The 20,137-nt window shown below is 28.9% G+C and carries 15 protein-coding genes and 1 pseudogene; 8 read left to right on the top strand and 8 right to left on the bottom strand.

The genetic code is table 11. The annotated features are described in order from the left end of the window. The first annotated feature begins 45 nt into the window (after window positions 1–45). From BPP43_RS08905 to BPP43_RS08880, 6 genes and pseudogenes are all read left to right on the top strand, one after another. The gene (locus tag BPP43_RS08905) at window positions 46–714 is read left to right on the top strand and encodes a hypothetical protein (RefSeq protein WP_015274761.1); all 669 of its coding nucleotides are present in this window, start codon (window positions 46–48) and stop codon (window positions 712–714) included. Between the two features lie 83 nt (window positions 715–797). Beyond that, window positions 798–1,193: a YbaN family protein gene (locus BPP43_RS08900; protein WP_015274760.1), complete on the top strand. Its 396-nt coding sequence runs from the start codon at window positions 798–800 to the stop codon at window positions 1,191–1,193. A gap of 15 nt (window positions 1,194–1,208) precedes the next feature. Continuing rightward, window positions 1,209–1,815 (top strand): annotated as a pseudogene (locus BPP43_RS08895) (hypothetical protein). 48 nt (window positions 1,816–1,863) lie between these two features. After that, window positions 1,864–2,421: a TetR/AcrR family transcriptional regulator gene (locus BPP43_RS08890; protein ID WP_015274758.1), complete on the top strand. Its 558-nt coding sequence runs from the start codon at window positions 1,864–1,866 to the stop codon at window positions 2,419–2,421. 24 nt (window positions 2,422–2,445) lie between these two features. Further along, window positions 2,446–4,194 carry an ABC transporter ATP-binding protein/permease gene (locus BPP43_RS08885; RefSeq protein WP_015274757.1) on the top strand — a complete coding sequence of 583 codons (1,749 nt, stop codon included), beginning with the start codon at window positions 2,446–2,448 and terminating at the stop codon, window positions 4,192–4,194. 316 nt (window positions 4,195–4,510) lie between these two features. Further along, window positions 4,511–6,163, top strand: coding sequence for an amino acid ABC transporter ATP-binding/permease protein (locus BPP43_RS08880; protein WP_015274756.1), 1,653 nt, complete (start codon window positions 4,511–4,513; stop codon window positions 6,161–6,163). Between the two features lie 246 nt (window positions 6,164–6,409). On the opposite strand, the gene BPP43_RS08875 is transcribed toward BPP43_RS08880, so the two are convergent. The 8 genes from BPP43_RS08875 to BPP43_RS08840 form a co-directional block, all read right to left on the bottom strand. Next, a complete protein-coding gene (locus tag BPP43_RS08875; protein WP_015274755.1) occupies window positions 6,410–8,284 on the bottom strand; it encodes a PTS fructose transporter subunit IIABC in 1,875 nt (624 codons plus the stop codon). 32 nt (window positions 8,285–8,316) lie between these two features. Next, complete coding sequence (pfkB, locus tag BPP43_RS08870; RefSeq protein WP_014933990.1) at window positions 8,317–9,234, bottom strand: 1-phosphofructokinase; 918 nt, start codon at window positions 9,232–9,234, stop codon at window positions 8,317–8,319. Window positions 9,235–9,252: 18 nt separating this feature from the next. Beyond that, a complete protein-coding gene (locus BPP43_RS08865; RefSeq protein WP_013244065.1) occupies window positions 9,253–9,993 on the bottom strand; it encodes a DeoR/GlpR family DNA-binding transcription regulator in 741 nt (246 codons plus the stop codon). Window positions 9,994–10,188: 195 nt separating this feature from the next. Further along, complete coding sequence (locus BPP43_RS08860; RefSeq protein WP_013244066.1) at window positions 10,189–11,658, bottom strand: leucyl aminopeptidase family protein; 1,470 nt, start codon at window positions 11,656–11,658, stop codon at window positions 10,189–10,191. A 68-nt stretch (window positions 11,659–11,726) separates the two neighbouring features. Then, window positions 11,727–12,266, bottom strand: coding sequence for a hypothetical protein (locus BPP43_RS08855; protein ID WP_014935199.1), 540 nt, complete (start codon window positions 12,264–12,266; stop codon window positions 11,727–11,729). 37 nt (window positions 12,267–12,303) lie between these two features. Continuing rightward, a complete protein-coding gene (locus BPP43_RS08850; RefSeq protein WP_014933993.1) occupies window positions 12,304–12,963 on the bottom strand; it encodes a late competence development ComFB family protein in 660 nt (219 codons plus the stop codon). Window positions 12,964–13,098: 135 nt separating this feature from the next. After that, the gene (gene purC, locus BPP43_RS08845; protein ID WP_015274754.1) at window positions 13,099–13,794 is read right to left on the bottom strand and encodes a phosphoribosylaminoimidazolesuccinocarboxamide synthase; all 696 of its coding nucleotides are present in this window, start codon (window positions 13,792–13,794) and stop codon (window positions 13,099–13,101) included. A 114-nt stretch (window positions 13,795–13,908) separates the two neighbouring features. Further along, on the bottom strand, window positions 13,909–14,463 hold the full coding sequence (locus BPP43_RS08840) for a TetR/AcrR family transcriptional regulator (protein ID WP_013244080.1): 555 nt from the start codon (window positions 14,461–14,463) through the stop codon (window positions 13,909–13,911). Window positions 14,464–15,112: 649 nt separating this feature from the next. On the opposite strand from BPP43_RS08840, the gene BPP43_RS08835 reads away from it, so the two are divergent. Further along, window positions 15,113–16,615 (top strand): TolC family protein, encoded by a 1,503-nt coding sequence (locus tag BPP43_RS08835; protein WP_013244081.1) that lies wholly within the window; start codon window positions 15,113–15,115, stop codon window positions 16,613–16,615. Window positions 16,616–16,656: 41 nt separating this feature from the next. Next, window positions 16,657–19,824: an efflux RND transporter permease subunit gene (locus BPP43_RS08830; RefSeq protein ID WP_015274753.1), complete on the top strand. Its 3,168-nt coding sequence runs from the start codon at window positions 16,657–16,659 to the stop codon at window positions 19,822–19,824. The last annotated feature ends 313 nt before the right edge of the window (window positions 19,825–20,137 follow it).

The following is a 20,137-nucleotide window of genomic DNA, read 5'->3' as shown; positions in this document are numbered from 1 at the left end:
AATGAACAATGTTCAGTTAAAGCACTTAATTTAGGAGTATAATCTATGAAATATATAATTTTGCTGTTGACAATATTTTACACTTCTCTATATTCATATAATTCTAAAGAAATTAATGATTTTTATAATGATTATTATTCATCTTATTATGATATAAAAAATATAGAAGCTAATTCATCTCAAACATATCAAAACTTATATTTCTTAGTACAATCAAAATATATAAAAGATGAAAAAGAAAAATACAATTTTTTAAAAGATGCAATTAATAAAAACAATGATTATGAAAGCTCTGATGATATTGATTATTTAATTAGCGTATCAGAATTAATGAATTATATAATCTATTATTGCAATGTTCCAGAAAAAATTTCTTTTGGTTCAAAGAGTAAAGATATATATAAAACTATATTAGATAAAGATGATAAAAATTTCTTTGCTCTTTTAGGCACAGCTGTGGGATATATGCATGCTCCTAAAATAGCTGGAGGAAGCAGTAAAAAAGCTTTTCAATATTTTAATAAAGCTTTAATGAATGCTAAAGAAAAATATCAGAAATATTTAGCCTATGTTTGGCTGTCGCAATATTATTTTAAAATAAATGATAATGAAAACTATATTAAGTATATAAAAATGAGTAAAGAAATATATTCAAACGGCTATCTATTAGAATATGCAATGGATAGGAATTTTAATTACAAAAAAACACTATAAAGTTCATATTTATTATTGACTAAAAAGTACTATTAATTTATAATGAACATTGTTCACTATGATATATTAGGAATGCTTTGTTTATGAGAATATTATACATAGTTTTAGCTTTTTTGTTTATGGGACTTGGAATAATAGGAGTAGCTCTCCCAATACTTCCAACTGCTCCATTTCTTTTGCTTGCTGCTTTTTTCTTTGCAAAAGGCTCTCAAAAGTTTCATAATTGGTTTATATCAACAAAACTTTACAAAAAACATTTAGAGAGTTTTGTAAAATCAAAAGCTATGACATTAAAATCTAAACTTAGCATACTCATACCTGTAAGTATTATGCTTATAATTGCTTTTATATTAGTAAATAATTTGCATGCAAGAATTGCATTAGTTGTATTACTTACAATAAAATATTTTTATTTTTTTGTATGTATAAAGACCATAAAAGAATATAAAGAAAACACAAATATTGAATTTGATGAATAGAAAACAGGTATTATTATGAAGGTATATAAATATATTGCTGTAATAAATATTATAACTTTAAGTTTTTTTGTATATTGCATATACAGAGGAGGAAGATAAAAAAAATAAAGTTTTATCTGGAATAGATAATAGATTTTTTTCTATAGGGTTATACAGCAGTGCTGATACTATAAAGACAAGTGTTAATATAGAGTTTGGTTTTAAACTATTTAAGTATAACAATTTTGAGATGAAAAGTTATACTTCTATAGTAGGCTCAAAAATATATGATGATAACCCGGACATGTATCAATTAGGTTTTATGCAGAAAATTACTTTTGGAAGCAAAGATGTGTATACAGGAGAAATAAGCATAGCAAGATATGCATTTGCTTTTGCAAGTTTTGGTTTTTTATCATTTGGTGCTGATACAGACCATAAATTTTTATTTTCAGAGCCTTTATATTGGGAAGTTGGCGGAGGTGCTGGATTTAATATAAATGTAAGCAAACATGTAGGTATAGTGTTAGAGTTTGGCGGGGGACTTCATGATATTTATAATGGGGCAAAACTTGGATATCCTAGAAAATTGAATATGGTTGGTTTTGGAAGAATGAGCATGGGTGTAAGATATTATATTTAGTAATAAATTAATAAAATAAGTATTAAAAAATTAAAGGAAGTAAATATTATGAATAAAAATATAACTTCAAAAGAAGAAATACTTAATATAAGCAGAGAACTTATAAAAAAGAAAGGTTTTAATTCAATCAATATAAGAACAATAGCTGAAAACTGTAATATAGCTATTGGTTCTATATATAATTATTTTAATTCAAAAGAGGAGTTAACTATATCTATAATAGGAAGCATATGGCTTGATATATTTCACCCTTCAAATATATGTATACAATCTAATAGTTTTATGGAAGTGATAGATACAATTTTTAAGAGTATTGAAAAAGGAAATAAAGAATATCCAAATTTTTTCTTGATGCATTCTACTATATTATTTGGAAAAAATAAAACCAAGGCTATTGGTATGATGAATAATATAAAAACACATATTAGAGATGGTTTATATAAAAATCTTATGAATGATAAGAATGTGAGAAAAGATGCATTCAATGAAAGTTTTACTGCGGATAAGTTTATAGATATAATATTGTCATTTATAATAAGTGCTATGACTAGAGAGGATTATGACAGTTCTGGGATAAAAGAGATAATAAAAAGAAGTATTTATTAATAATTAAAAAATAAAGGAAAGTTTATGATAAATAAAAGGCTTATAGCTTTAATGGGAGAAGCTAAAAAATATATCGCTTGGCATGTAATAATACAGCTTGCCAATTTAGCTCTCAATATAGCTGCAATATTTTTTATGGCAGATATTATACAAAAAGCATATCAAAAAAATATAACTAAAGAAGATATTATAACATTATGTATTGCTTTTCTTGTTATAATAGTATTAAGATTTAGATTTAATATTTTATTATCGCAAATGTCATATTATGCTTCTGGCAGAGTAAAACAAACTTTAAGAGAGAAAATGTACTCAAAACTTCTTACGCTTGGAAGCAGATACAAAGAAAAATTTTCAACAAGCGAAATTGTTCAAATATCAATGGAAGGTGTTGATCAATTAGAAACTTATTTTGGACGTTACTTGCCTCAATTCTTTTATAGTATGATAGCTCCTATTGTGCTTTTTTGTGTGCTTTCTACTATAAGTATAAAATCAGCTGTTATACTTTTAATATGTGTTCCTCTTATACCTTTATCAATAGTTGCTATAGTGCAAATTGCTAAGAAAATATTAAAAAAATACTGGGGAAGCTATAGCGATTTGGGAGAGATATTTTTAGAAGATGTACAGGGACTTACCACTTTAAAAATATATAAGGCCGATGAAAAGAAAAATGAAGAGATGAATATAGAAGCAGAAAAGTTTAGAATTGCTACGATGAATCTACTATTTATGCAATTAAACTCCACAACTATAATGGACATAATCGCATACGGCGGAGCTGCTTTGGGAGTGATAATATCTATACTTGAATATATAAAAGGAAACATTAACCTTGCAGGCACATTCACTATAATAATGCTTTCTGCAGAGTTTTTTATCCCTTTAAGGCTTTTGGGTTCATTCTTCCACATAGCTATGAATGGAATATCTGCAAGCGACAAGATGTTTGAAATACTTGATATGCCTGAAGACAAAAACAGAGTAAACAAAATAAATAAAGATAATGAAGAGATTATTTTTAACAATGTAAGTTTTGCCTACAACGAAGATAAAACCATATTAAAAAATATAAATCTCAATATCAAAGAAAAATCATTTGTTTCTATAGTAGGGGTTTCTGGTTCTGGAAAAAGCACCATTGCAGGACTCATATCATTAAAAAATGAAAATTATAAAGGCTCTATAAAAATAGGTGATATTGAACTCTCTACAATAGAAAAAGATGATTTATATAAAAAAATAGTTGTAGTTGATCATAACAGTTATTTATTTGAAGGCACTGTATATGATAACTTAAAAATGGCAGGAAGCACTATCACAGAAAGAAAGATGAATGAAGCATTAAAAAAAGTGGAGCTTTATGATTTTTTACAAACTGAAGACGGACTTAATACAAAGATAATGGAGAAAGCTTCCAATCTATCTGGAGGACAAAAACAGAGATTAGCATTAGCAAGGGCTATACTTTTTAATGCTGATATATATATATTTGATGAGGCTACTTCTAATGTTGATGTTGAAAGTGAGGAGAGCATTATGGAGATTATAAGAGATATTGCTAAAGAGAAGACAGTTATATTAATATCTCATAGACTTTACAACTGCATACCTTCAGACAAGATATATTTCTTAAAAGACGGCGTTATAGAGGAAGAAGGCACGCATAATGAATTGATGAGTATAAATGGAGAGTATGCGAGAATATTTAATGAACAAACAAATTTAGAGAGCATAACAAAAGGAGAGAGTCTAAGCATAGCGATATAATTATATATTTTAAAAATTTTATTTTATTCAACTTTTTCCCGCCTTACACGGTGTGGACTTCGTCAAAGTTGCAAAAAGTGCAAATAATAATAGCTATAAAATAATTGATTATATTTTAGACATATAATTATAAAGCTATTCAAAATATAGCCTTTTTGCTTCTTTGTGGCAATACCGAAGGCACTTCCTACGGTCGTCCTGAAGGACTCCCTTCGGTCGCAAAAGAAGTGGGGGTGTGTACCCTAGGGGCACGCTTCGCAGGGGGCTAGTCCCTACAAATAATAATACTAAAAAATAATAAATTGGAGTTTAAATGATGCGAAGAAGCGGTATTAAAATTATGGCACAATTAATCGGGCTAATTGCTCCTCTTATGCATGTTATGATATTGGCAATAACTACAGGAGTTTTAGGATTCTTGTGTGCTATATCTATAACAATACTTGGCGGATATGCAATATTAACTTTTTTGGGGTTAAATAATTTCTTTACAATAAAAACAATATTCATTACTGTTTTGGTGCTTGCAGCCTTAAGAGGTTTGCTTCACTATGTTGAACAGCTAAGCAATCATTTTATAGCTTTTAAATTGCTTGCTCTTATTAGAGATAAAGTTTTTAAGGCTTTAAGAAAATTATCACCTGCAAAACTTGAAGGAAGAGATAAAGGAAATTTAATAGCACTCATCACAAGCGATATTGAACTTCTTGAAGTGTTTTATGCTCATACAATTTCACCAATAGCTATAGGAGTATTAACTTCAATGATTATGACAATATTTATAGGAAGTTTTAATATTATCTTAGGGGCTATTGCATTATTAGGATATTTTACTATAGGTTTTGTAATTCCTTATTTTTCATCAAAGTTTGGAAAAAATGCTGGAATGGAATATAGAAATAATTTTGGTAAATTAAACAGCTATTTTCTTGACAGTTTATGGGGAATAAAAGAGATACTTCAATTTGGATACGGTGAAAAAAGAATACAAGCAATAGAAAATAAAACTGATGACTTAATGGATTTAAATAAAAAACTAAAACACTATGAAGGCATAATATCAGGACTTACCACTTCAGCAGTATCATTATTTACATTAGCTATTCTTGTTGTGAGTGTATTAATATCAAAAGACAAAAATTTCTCTAACATATTAATACCTACTATAGCAATGGCAAGTTCTTTCGGACCTGTGATAGCATTGAGTAATTTATCAAACAATTTATTTATGACATTGGCAAGCGGAGAGAGAATATTAAATTTACTTAATGAAAAACCAATTATTGAAGAAGTTTATGATGGTGAGAGTATTTTAGAGTTTAATGGGCTTGAATGCGAGAATGTATGCTTTGATTATGAAGGCGAAGAAATATTAAATGATTACAACTTACAAATAGAGCCTAATAAGATAATAGGAATAAGCGGAAAAAGCGGAAGCGGTAAATCAACACTTTTAAAACTTTTTATGCGATTTTGGGATATAAAAAAAGGAAGCTTAAAAATATCTGGCTCTAATATAAAAGATATTAATACTGATTCTCTTAGAGATTTAGAAAGCTATGTAACACAAGAGACTTCAATATTTAAAGACACCATAGAAAACAATATAAAAATAGCAGATAAAAATGCCACAAGAGAAGAGGTTATTGAAGCATGCAAAAAGGCATCATTACATGACTTTATAATGAGTCTTCCAAATGGATATGATACTAATGTAGGAGAACTTGGAGATACTTTATCTGGCGGAGAAAAACAACGTATTGGCATAGCTAGAAGTTTTTTACACAAGGCACCATTCATGCTTCTTGATGAGCCTACAAGCAATCTTGATAGTTTAAATGAAGCTGTTATATTAAAATCTGTAAAAGATAATAGTAAAGATAGAACCGTTGTTTTGGTATCGCATAGACTCTCTACGCTTAATATAGCTGACAAAGTGTATAAGATGAAAACAGACAGAGTGAGTTAAAAAAGTAAATTAAGTTTAAAAAAAGAAGTATAGGAAATTCCTATACTTCTATATATCTCTAAACAATTATATTTTGTAATTTTTTATATTTGAGTATTAAAAAATGCAGTCTTTTTGCTTCTTTGGGTCATACCCACAGGCACTTCCTTCGGTCGCCAAAAGAAGTGGGGTGTTACCCTACGGGTACGCTTCGCAGGGGGCAAAGCCCCACAAATATTCTAAATTTAAAAAATCTGTTTTTTTATTTTATTCATTAACAGGCTTTTTAATAAATCCAAGAAGTACCGCTGTAACTACAGAACCTATTACTATAGCAAGCAAATACATTATAGGATTATTAACTATAGGCAAAACAAATATACCACCATGAGGAGCTCTTAATTCTATATGAAAAGCCATAGATAAAGCCCCAGAAATTGCAGCACCTATCATACAAGAAGGAATAACTCTTATAGGGTCAGAAGCAGCAAATGGTATAGCTCCTTCAGTAATAAATGAAAGCCCCATAACATAACAAGTTTTTCCAGCATCTCTTTCATCAGCAGAGAATTTATTTCTAAATATTGTAGTAGCTAATGCTATACCCAAAGGAGGAACCATACCTCCAGCCATAACAGCAGCATGAGGAGCATATTGACCAGAAGCTATCATTGCTATACCGAATGTGAAAGCAGCTTTATTTATAGGGCCTCCCATATCAGTGGACATCATAGCACCAAGCAAAGCACCTAATAATATTAAGTTTCCTGTACCTAAGTTTTTCAAGAAATTAGAAAGTCCTGTATTGATTGCAGCTATTGGATTAACAATGAATAAATACATTATAGCACCAGTAATAAATATACCAAATAAAGGATATAATAAAACAGGCTTAATTCCGTCCAAACTTTCAGGCAATTTATTAAATACTTTTTTTAATAAAAGAGTGATATATCCTCCTAAGAATCCGCCTATCAAACCGCCCAAAAATCCGCCGCCGCTATTTAAAGAAATTAATCCTCCAACCATAGCAGGAGCAAAACCAGGTCTGTCAGCAATACTCATACCAATAAATCCTGCCATTACAGGAACCATTAGAAAGAATGCATTTCCTCCTCCAATGTCATTTAAAAGCTTAGCAAAATAATTGTATGAAGGATCATTAGGGTTGCTTGCATTAATACCAAACATAAATGAAAATGCTATCAATATACCTCCGCCTACAACAAATGGAAGCATATTTGATACTCCTGACATTAAATGTTTATATACTCCTGTTTTTGGTTTCTTAGCAAATTTATTTGAAGATTGAGTGTTATCTTCACTGCTATGATATATAGGAGCTGTTTGATTTATGGCATTGTTTATTAATCTTTCAGGGTCTTTTATTGCCTCTTTTACTCCTACTATATCAACATTCTTTCCAGCAAATCTCTCCATAGCAACATTTTTATCAGCTGCTACTATTATTCCTTTTGCATTTTTTATCTCTTCTTTTGTAAGTTCATTTTTTACACCGCTTGAACCATTAGTTTCTACTTTGATAGTAATACCAAGTTCTTTACCTTTTTTAAGTAAGGCATCTGCTGCCATATAAGTATGTGCTATTCCTGTAGGGCATGCTGTTACTGCTAATACTTGATATGAATCGTTATTAGTTTCTTGATTTAATGATGAGTTTTCATTATCTTTCTCAGCATTCTTTATTAATATATCCAATACTTCTTCTTTACTTTTTGCATTGATAAGTGCTTCTCTAATATCATCTTCAAGAAGAAGTGTTGTTATTTTTGATAATAATTCAATATGAGAATTATTAGAATTTGCTGGTGCTGCTATCATAAAAAATAAATGTGAAGGCTTACCGTCTAATGATTCATAATCAACACCTTTTTTAGAAATACCTATTGCAACTGTAGGAATCTTTACAGCATCAGTTTTACCATGAGGTATTGCTATTCCTTCTTCCATTCCTGTTGAGCTTTGAGCTTCTCTCTTTAATATTTCTTTTTTATACTCTTCTCTGTCATTTAATTTGCCGTTATTATAGAGAATGTCTACCATTTCATCTATAATTTCTGATTTTGTTTGTCCCTTTAAATCTATATTTATACAATCTAAAGTTATAACATCTTTTAACATCCTATTCCTCCATTTATATAATTACATAAACTTTAATTAATTTTTTTTATTTCAACTTTTTCTAAAAACTTATTCATATTTTCAAATGTAGTTAACATTTCAGAACATGCAGTAGAGCTTCCGCTTGCTATAGCATATTTATAAGAATCAACTATACTTAAATTATTGCTTAATCCATAAACTATACCAGCAACCATAGAATCTCCAGCACCTACAGAACTTATTAATTTTCCTTTAGGAGCATTTCCTATATAAACTTCATTTTCTGTTACTAATACAGAACCATCTTTTCCTAAAGATACTATCACATTTTTACTTCCGTCTTTTATTAATTCTCTAGCATATTTTATGATGTCATCTGTTGATTCTATTTTTTTATTAAAATATTCACCTAACTCTTTTTTATTAGGTTTTGTGAGAAATACTTTTTCTCTTAATCCTATTTTAAATGCCTCGTCTCTAGCATCTAATATCACTTTTATATTTTTATTTGCATTTGATATAATATCTTTATATATACTGCTTTCAATAGAATTAGGAACGCTTCCAGATAAAACTAATATATCATTTTCTTTTATATTATTTTTTATATAGTTTAATAGTTCATGAACTTTTTCTTTTGATATATTTGGAGATTTGCCTGCTATTTCACTTTCTGACTTACTTGTTTTTAATTTAATATTTATTCTTGTAGCTTCTTCTAAATAAATAAAATTTTCTTTAATGCCGCATTCTTTAATATCTTTTTTTATATAATCCCCAGTAAATCCGCCGCAAAAACCTAATGCAGTAGATTCAATATTAAAATTTTTTAAAACCTTAGAAACATTTATTCCCTTACCTCCTGCCAATGTATAGGCATTATTCACTTTGTTTAAATCTCCCTCTTCAAAGCTTTCCATGTCTATATAATAGTCAACAGCAGGATTTAATGTTAAAGTATATATCATAAATTAATCCTCCTATTTTTAATTAACAATATATAATCCTTTTAATTTTCTTTTTATATTTTCATTTATTTCTTTAGCATTTGTTATTAAATAAGAATCTTCCAAATTGAAAAAATTCATTAAACTGTTTTTATTTAATTTTGATTCATCGCATAAGAAATAAGTTTTCTTTGCCTTTGAAGCAGCCTCATTTTTTATCAAAGCCTCCTCATTATCAGGAGTAGAATACCCATTCACATCTACTCCATTTGCCCCCATAAATGCTAAATCAAAATTAAAACTTTTTAGATATAAAACAGCACTTGCACCTACTAAAGCCCCAGTAAGCATTTTCATTTTTCCGCCAATTAAATAACTCTCTATTTTTTTGTTGCAAAGCTCTTCTATATGGTTTAATCCGTTAGTTACTACTTTTATATTTTCTATTCCAGATAAATATTTAATCATAGCAGAAACACTTGTACCAGCATCTAAATATATAATATTTCCGCTTTTTACTAATGAAGCAGCAAACTTTCCTATCCTTTCCTTTTCTTCAGAGTATATTTCTTTTTTGTATAATAAGCTCTCTTCCTGTGTATCAACTAATATTGCACCGCCATGAACTCTTCTTATTTTTCCTGCCTTTTCAAGAAAACTTAAATCGCGTCTTATTGTAGCCTCTGATACATTTAGCCTCTCAATTAGTTCTTCTACTTTTATATTTCTCTTCTCTCTTATAACTTCTAATATCAATTCATATCTGCTTACTTTTAACATAATTTCTTACCTCTTCATAATTATAGTATATAAAATTTTCATAAAAAATCAATCATAAATAGTCAAAAATAATCAAAATCAATCAAAAATATAAACACTTTTCCTTAAAATATTGTAATTTTGTTAAAATAAAAAAGCCCTGCCAATACAAAGTATTTAGCAGGACTATTAAAAAATATATAATAATAATTATTATTAATTAATTTCTATTAACTTCTCAATTGTTTTTTCTAATAAATAAACTCCAACACCAGTAGCACCTTTAGTTAAATATTTATCATTAGAATCAGATATAGAAGTGCAAGCTATATCCAAGTGAGCCCATTTAGTTCCTTCAGTGAAGTATGAAAGAAATTGTGCTGCAGTGATAGTGCCGGCATTTCTTCCGCCAGTGTTTTTAATATCTGCAACATCAGATTTTATTTGCTCTTTATACTCATCAAACATAGGAAGCTCCCATACTCTTTCATAAGTATCATCACCAGCATCTTTAATAGCTCTTGACAATTTATCATCTGTAGAAAGAAGTCCTGTAGCATGTCTTCCTAAAGCTATAGAACAAGCACCTGTTAATGTAGCAATATCTATTATATAATCAGGTTTATATTTATCTATTCCATAAGCAAGAGCATCAGCAAGTATTAATCTTCCCTCAGCATCAGTATTAACAACCTCAACAGTAACACCATTATACATCTTTAATATGTCTCCTGGGTTAATAGCACCGCTTCCTGTTTTGTTGTCTGTTAATGGACAAATAGCAGTAACATTAGCATCAAGATTCATATCAGCAGCCAAAAATAAAGCTCCAGAAACTGCAGCAGCACCAGCCATATCATCTTTCATTCCAAGCATGCTGTCAGCAGGCTTCAAACTCATTCCGCCAGTATCAAATGTTATACCCTTACCAACTAGTACTATATTCTTTTTAGCCTTAGCTTTTTTATATTGCATACAAAGAAGTCTTGGAGGATTCTTGCTTCCAGCATTAACACCTAATATTCCATTCATCTTTAATGACTTTAATTGCTTTTCATCTAATATAGAAACAGTGATTTTTTTCTTCTCAGCAATCTTTTTTGCTCTATCTATAAAAGTTAAAGAATTAATAACATTGCTAGGCTCATTAACCATATCTCTAGCCCAGCAAATATGCTCAGATATATTAGAAGCAATATTAATAGCATTCTCTGTATCTTTTTTATGGTCAGAAACAAGTAAAATATTATTAATATTGTTTTTCTCTTTAAGTCTCTTCTCGCCAAGATGATAATTAAAACTATAAGAAGCTAAAAACATTCCTAAACAAAATTGTATATAAGATTCCTGAGAACCAATTTCAGCAAATAATTCTGCCATATCCACTTCTATATCAGATATATGAAGCTGATTCATTATGCTTATTAAAGAAGCTCCTGCATTTTTCCAAGTTTCATAAATATAATTTTTCACTTCTTTGTAAGTAATATAAATTACTCTAGTATTACTAGAAAAAGCAAATGCAAATGGAGTTGATATAGTATAATATTTGTCTTTTACTAAACTGTTAAATAGTTTTATATACTCATCATTAAATGTACAAACTTTAGGCTTCTCTTTTTCAACCTTAACAAAGATTGCAACTGTATCTTTTTTTATAAAATTGTTTGTATGTTTGAGTTTCATCGATAAGTCCTTTAAGAATTCTATAATTGATATTTTAAATATTATATATAATGTTTGTTTTATGTCAATTAATTAATTTTCAAATTCACATAATCTATAGATAACTCATCTTTAGTTTTTGTTATAACTAATTTATACTTATCGCCATAATGACTATAAATCTCAGCTAAAATACTTCCATCAGAAGCTTCTATATTCTCATCTTCCAATGCTATATTATTGTTTTCTAAGTTTTTAAATATACTGCTTAAAGACATATCAATATTATTAGTAATATTTAGTGTAATTTGCTCTATTTTTTTTTCAGAAATAAATACATTAATTTCAGCATTATTATCATATATATTTATATTTTTTTTCAAAATATTATTATAAATCATATTTCTATCTATATTAAATAGATTAGATAAATCATCAAACGATGTTGTGAAAGAAAGGGAAGCTAAAGATTTTACCTCCCCATTTACACAATAAAGTATATCATTATAAGAAAAAGGACGAACCATATTTTTTTTATCATACACGGCTTTATTTTTTTGTATGATATTCAATATCATTATACCAAATATAATAAAACATACTAATACTACAAACTTTACGAATCTCATTAATCTACAACAATACTAATTTACAAATATTTTTTATTTATTTATTTTCTATAAGTGATATATCATTAACTTCTTCAACTGAAAATAATGGCATGTCTCCTGCATTATAATATTCAGGCTGTACAGTAAAAGTTAAAGAACTCTTAAACTTCTGATAATTCTCAGCTTCTACTACTATATCCAAATTAACATCTATCTTTTTATTAGAATCTGTTTTTTGCGGCATAAAACAAAACATATATTTACCAGCAACATTTTTAGCAACTATAGCAGGATTAGGAAAATTAACTCCATATCCTTTTAATAAAGCATTATTGCTGAACATATAAACCTTAGCACTCTCTATTCTGTCAGTATTATTAGAAGCAAATAAATTACCCATTATACTAGGATAAGTAATATAATAACCGCTTTCTTCTATAACAGGTATAGTATCTGAAGCATTGCTCTCTCTTCTTTTTGTAACAACCTCACAAGCTTGAGAGATAATATTTAAAACTTCTTTATTATCTTCTATAGGGTCTTTATAACTGTATAATACACCTCTAGCACTTGTAACATATTCTGGTTTTACTCTATTTAATGTATATGCAATAATATCCATACGCATATTGCTATTAACTGGAATATTTTTCTTTTGTAAATATGCATCTGCCAACTTAGAAACTTTCTGTTCCATTAGGTTTACTAAGTACATAACAAAACTCCTTAAACTTTATAGTACATTATACAAAATTATGTATTATTTGTCAAAGTAAATATAATAAATATATGTAAAAATGAAAGGGCTAAACTAATAGTAAAGCCCTTAAAAATAACGATATGAATTTATTTACATATTATTAAGTCTGTTTAATACTTCTATATAAGCTTCTTCTATAGAACCCAAATCTCTTCTAAATCTATCTTTATCTAATTTTTTTCCAGTAGCCTTATCCCAGAAACGGCAAGTATCAGGTGTAATTTCATCTGCTAAAAGTATTTCACCTTTTGAGTTCTTACCAAACTCTACTTTAAAATCTACCAAAGTAATGCCTATTTTATCTAAAGCTTCTTTTAATAAATTATTTACTTTAGAAGTTACTTCATATATATATTTTAATTCATCATAAGTAGCAAGATTTAAAGCAACAGCATGATGGTCATTAATAAGAGGGTCGCCGTATGCATCATTTTTATAGCATATTTCAAAAATAGTATTAGGAGGAACTGTACCTTCTTCTATGCCAAGTCTTTTAGCCATAGAACCTGCTATTAAGTTTCTTACTATCACTTCCAATGGAAATATTTTTACTTTCTGGCAAAGCTGTTCTCTGTCAGATAACTTTTCTATAAAATGCGTCTTAACACCATTCTTCTCCAACATTTTAAAGAGTAAAGTAGTAATTTCATTATTCATAACGCCTTTATCTTTTATAGAGCCTTTTTTCTCGCCGTTAAAAGCTGTGGCATCATCTTTGTAATAAACTATTATTTCATCAGCATTATCAGTAGAATAAACTTTCTTTGCTTTACCTTCATAAATCATTTTCTTTTTTTTCTTTGGACATAACCTATACTCCTATTTATTAAAACGATTATTTATTATATACCCTTTTTTATTATTTTACTATATTTTTTTTATTAAAACTAATATATTAAACTATTTTAAACTCTTCTCTAATAGCTTACATATATTATTAATTAAAATATTTTTATCTATATTCTTATCTTCCTTTATCCAATGATATATTATGGAAACTAATCCTCCAGATATAAACTCCTGTATTACTATATTCTCCTCATCTTTTAACCATTCATTTAAATATCCCAATAAAATCTTATGAAGAAGAGATATAAATAAAAGAGTATTGTTATAATTAACTAATGAAGTATTAAAATATTGTTTGTTGTTATCAAAATAGTTTATTATTTTCTCTATTATTTTCCTGTAGTTCTTTTTAAAATTATAAATTAAATTATCATCTCTCAATTCTTTTATAATATCTTCTTTTATATCTTCTATGATGCTATTTAAAAGTTCTTCTTTATTATTGTAGTGGTCATAAAAGGTAACTCTATTAATCATAGATTTTTCGCATATTTCTGTAACTGTGATATCATTAAAAGAGTGAGTTTTAAAAAGTTCGAGTAAAGATTGTTTTAATAATTTTTGAGTTTTTATTATTCTCAAATCTTTTTTCTTTTCTTCTATCATAGTTAGATTATACTGAAACAATCATATTTTGTCAAAATTTAGTTTTTAAGTTTTTTATTATTTGCGGGGACTAGCCCCATACGAAGCGTGCCCGTAAGGTAGCACCACAAAAATGCACTCACCCGCACGACTAAGAAGTTATAATTAAACCATAGCATTACCGTGCGGCAAGGTGGTACAGCTCGTACGCGGGAAAAAATTGATAAAAGCGTGTAATGCTGGAAAAAGAACAACAAAAAGCTGAATAAAAAATTGTTGTTTTAATATACACTAAAAATTTTTAACTCTTTTATATTTTATTTATCTGCAGGGCTTTGCCCCCTGCGAAGCGTACCCTTAGGGTAGCACCCCACTTCTTTTGCCGACGCTCTGCGTGCCTGCGGCAAGGCACCTACTCGGTATTGGTATAAAAGAAGCAAAATAACTGCATTTAATAAAGTCAATCTTCTTATGTATATACAATATATATATTATTTCATATTTTTATATGTTGTTTAGAATATATTAGTAATAAGATTAATTTATATCAAAATAATTTACAAAAATAAAAATATGTAGTTTATAATACAATAGTAATTTTTCTGTACTTGATATAATAATAATCATAAATAAAATATAAAGTATAATAATAATGAGGTTTTGTACAAAAGTGTCAAAAAAATTATTATATTATTTTACCGCATTTTTATTTTTATTAAGCAGTTCAATATACACTCAAACCAATGCTGAAATACTCTCTTATGCAGAATATATTGAAAGAATAAAAAACATAATACCAGAGATGAAATTAACAGCCATACAAGAGAGTAATGCCTATAATAATCTAACCAAAGCAAAAAGCTCTGGAGATGTTAAGTTTGATTTGCAGGCAGGTGCAATAGGTACACAAAAACACTTTGATGAATATAATATTATACCAACAGCAGACTTTATGCATAACGGTATGAGAATAGGTGCTGGTTTCAGCGGACTTATACCATATTCTGGCACAAGATGGTCTGTAAAAATACAGCATGACAGCTACTTTGGTGATTTAAAAATGGGAGAGGTAGAAATACCTGTAGATACACCGCTCGGCACAGTTGTAGGAAGACTTCCAAATTTAAGCACAAACAATTTTAAATATTATGCCCCAAGCATAGAGATACAAATAGCTCAGCCAATATTGAGAGACTTTTTTGGTAAATTAGATATGTACCCAATAAAGGATGCAGAATATCAGCTTACAATAGCAAAACTAAAAAGAATAATAGATGATAACAGCGTATTAACATCATATCAGAAAATATATTATCAGTGGATTATGTCTCAAAAACTAATTAAACTCTATGATGAAATGATTAGAGAGGCTAAGGCTTTTGAGAATCAAATATACAAAAGATACACAAGCGGAGTAATAGATAATGACGCTTATCAAAATGCTAGAAGACAAACTTTAAAATATAGAGAAGCAAGAAACAAGTCAGAGTTAATTTTAAAAAAGATAATTAGAAATATACAGTTTTTTATACCAGAAGAGAATGTTGAGCCTAATGAAGATGATTGGGAGAGTATGTTAGAAACTTCAATTAATACAAAAATAAATGTTGTGCCATTTTTGGAGAGTGCTCAGGGGCAGATGGCTTATCAATTAAAATTAAGAAGCGAATATGCATTATCTATAATGAAAAACAATTCACTTCCAGATTTATCTATAGTGGGAAGTGTGTCATTATCTACTTTAGATGATAGCGGTTATTTTAATTCTTTTTCAACTATGACGAATGTTGAATATTTTGTGGGTTTAATGTTTTCTTATCCTATAGGCGGAAGAGATGCTAAAGCTAAGATGGAAGATGCATACAATGCTTTAACAGCAGTTACTGCAGATTTTGATAGAGTAAACAGAGATTTTGACGTACAAATTGGTACTTATTACGATGAGTTTGAAGCTTACAAAACAATGCTTGAAGATAAAAAACTTGAAGTACAGGCTCTAGCTTCGAGAGTGAGAACTCAAAATGAAAGGTTTAGGCAGGGAAGGCTTCCTGTTGATGAGATAATTAATGCAAGATTAGATTTAGTAAATGCTCGGGCAGAACTTCTTAATTTGGAATATATGATAATAAGCACGGTGATGGATTATAATTCGCTTGTGCTTCTTAACAACTAAAAACATAATAAAACTCGAGGTATTATTAATAAAGAGGTATTATGGATAAAATTGTAGAACTATTTGCTAAAAACAGATTATTAGTAAATGTAATAATATTAATCACCATAGCAGTTGGTATGTTTTCTTATACTGCCATAAAAAAAGAGGCTTTCCCTTCTACAAACTTTGATGTAATGATAGTGCAGGTAATATATCCTGGTGCTTCGCCAGAAGATGTTGAACAAAATGCTATGATACCTATAGAAGATGAGCTTCAAACTATAGCGGGTATTGATGAGTTTTATTCTATAATGATAGAAAATGCAGGTATTCTTACAATTAGAATAGACATGAAAATAAAAGATACAAGACCTATAAAAGATGAAATATTTAGAAGGCTTCAAAATGCACCGAATGTATCTAAAGATGTTACAGAGATAAAAATTACAGAGGCTAATGCTAACAGGCTTCCAATATACAATATAGGAATAAAATTCAAAGAAGGAATGGAAGGCACAGAAAAAGAGCTTTATGATATATCAAAAAGATTTGAAAAAGAGCTTAAATATGTTGATGGAGTAGCCACCGTTGAAGTATACGGAAGAACAGACCCAGAGATTCAGATTATAGCAGACCCATACAAACTTCAAGAATACTACACTTCATTAAGTGAAATAGTACAGGCATTATCTTTAAGAAATGTGAGACTTACAAGCGGAAGCATGAAGCCGGACGAAAGCGAAGGGATTGATGCTAACAATAAATTACTAGTTACAACAGGCCAATTTCAAGACCCTCTATCAATTACAAATGTTATAGTTCGTTCTATATTCAACGGAAAGCCTATAAGAATAGCTGATGTTGCAAGAGTGGAAGAGATGTTTGTTGATAAAACTGTGTATATGAGAGTGAATAAAGAAAATGGATACTCTATAAATATAGTAAAAAAAGAAGATGCTGATATATTAAAAACAATAGAAAATGTTAATGCTTACTTTGAAAAAAATAAATCCACTATTCCAAGCAATATAGAAATAGTTCCTATGTTTGACAACTCAAGAACTATTAACGACCTTCTTAATGCTGTATCATCAAACATCATCACTGGTTTTATTATTATATTTATAATATTAATAATATTTTTGGATTTTAAGAGTGCAATATTTACTTCTCTCGGAATGCTTATTGTTATATCGGTTTCTTTGATATTTATGACATACTCTGGAATTACATTTAATATTATATCTCTTGGCGGACTTATCACTGTACTTGGTATGATTGTAGATAACTCTATAGTTGTATCAGAGAATATATTTAACTTTCACCAAAGAGGTTTTAAAGGTTTAGATGCCACAAAGAATGCTGTTCATGAAGTATTTATGCCTATGTTAATATCAACACTCACAACAGTTGCTTCTTTTGTGCCTATTCTTTTTGTGGGCGGCACTATGGGAAGGCTTCTTAATCAATATCCTAAAGTTGTAATTATAGCTTTAATTGCAAGTATATTTCAGGCTGTATTAATACTTCCAAACAACTTAATAACTAATGAAGAATTAACAGGCATAAAAAAGAAAAAAAGATTTAATTTTAAAAATCCTCTCGACTTCGATAAAGATAAATTATTCGATAAGCTAAAAATACCTTTTGTTAAATTTTTGAAACTTACTCTTAAACATAGATATTTAGTTTTAATATTTTTTATAAGTATATTTATTGTAAGCATATTTATATTTAAAATAGTATTTTCTCAGTTTATACTTGTTTATGATACTAGTGCTGATGTTGTCGTTATTAATATGGACGCAGGTGTTGGAGCTCCATTATATAAGACAGAAAAATATTTAAGCGAAATAGAAGATATTATTTATAAAACAGTAGACACTAATGATATGATTGCAGTTTATAGTTTACTTGGAAAGCAATTAGACAAAAACACAGTTGATATTTCTGAAGAGATGGACAATCTCGCAGGAACAATTATATATTTAGTGCCTGCAAACAACAGAAAAAAAGTAGCCTATGACATAGCAGATGATTTAGAGAAAGCAGTTGAAGAAGCTGGGCTTAGAGATGAATTGGCACTTCTTACAATACACACAAAACTCCCTATAACACCAGGTAAGGCTGTTGATGTAAAAATAATAGGAAATGATACTGAAAAAGTTAAAGAAGTAAAAGACAAAATAAAGGCACATTTATTAACATTAGAAGGTGTTGTAAACTATGATGATGATGATAAGATTGGTATGGAAGAGCTTAGAGTGTTATTTGATTATGACAGAATGAGCGAACTTGGTGTAAACGTGGCCTATGCTGCAAGAGAATTAAGAGCTGCATATTCTGGAATAGTTGCCACTTCCATTCAGCAATTTGAAAACAAACTTGATTTTAGGGTACGAATGGATAAAAAATACACCTACGATACAAATGTATTAAATAATTTATATATGCCAAGCACATACGGAAGACTCATACAATTAAAAGATATAGCAACAATAGAAGTTACAAATAATCAATCAAGCATAAGGCACTATAACGGTAAAAAATCCATAACCCTAACAACTGATATAGTATTAGGTAAAACAACTGCTATAAGAGTAACTGACTCTGTTCAAAAATTCTTTGATTCTATTTCTAAAGATTATCCTAATATAACTATAGAGTTTGGAGGAGAAGTAAAAGAAACTAAAGAGCCTATGAAAAGCATAGCATATGGATATGTTGTAGCAATTATAGCGATATATTTAATACTTTTATTACAATTCAATAAATTTATTCAGCCTCTTATGATACTTGGAATAATACCTTTTGGGGTTGTGGGAGTTATATTAGGTTTTGCTGCCCATAGAATGCCTATGTCATTTGTTGGAGCTGTTGGTATAGTAGGTCTTGCGGGAGTAGTTGTTAACAATGGTATTATAATGGTTGACCTGATAAACAGAATATTAGAAGAAGGAAACATACAATCAAAACAAGATGTATTTAATGCTGTAGTTGAAGGAGCAGGAGACAGATTTAGAGCAATATTTTTAACAACAGTTACTACAATATTTGGTCTTCTTCCTACAGTTTATGGAATTGGCGGTAATGCAGATTTAATTGTACCTATGGTTATGGCTATGGCTTATGGACTTTTATTTGCTTCGCTTTTAACATTAATATTTTTGCCGAGCTTGTTTATGATATCAGTAGATTTGAAATTAGTAAAAGTAAAATACAAATGATTTTAAGTTTTTGTTTGCTTTTCTTCGGCACTCATAGTTTTTTATTGATATAAAAAAGCAAAAGGACTGCATTTTATTATAAATTTTATAATTTAATTGTACATTAAAATGCACTCCCCCGCACAACTAAGAAGTTATAATTAAAGCATAGCATTACCGTGCGGCAAGGTGGTACAGCTCGTACACAGGAAAAAGTTGATAGAAAATTATTATTTAATACACAAAAATATTTTTTAAGTTTTATTGTTCTCGGGGGCTAGCCCCCCTGCGAAGCGTGCCCGTAGGGTAGAACCCCTACTTCTTTTATTGGTAT

This window comes from Brachyspira pilosicoli P43/6/78, from assembly GCF_000325665.1.
GTDB classification, from domain to species: Bacteria; Spirochaetota; Brachyspiria; order Brachyspirales; family Brachyspiraceae; genus Brachyspira; species Brachyspira pilosicoli.
This window is presented reverse-complemented; position numbering and strand designations above follow the sequence as displayed.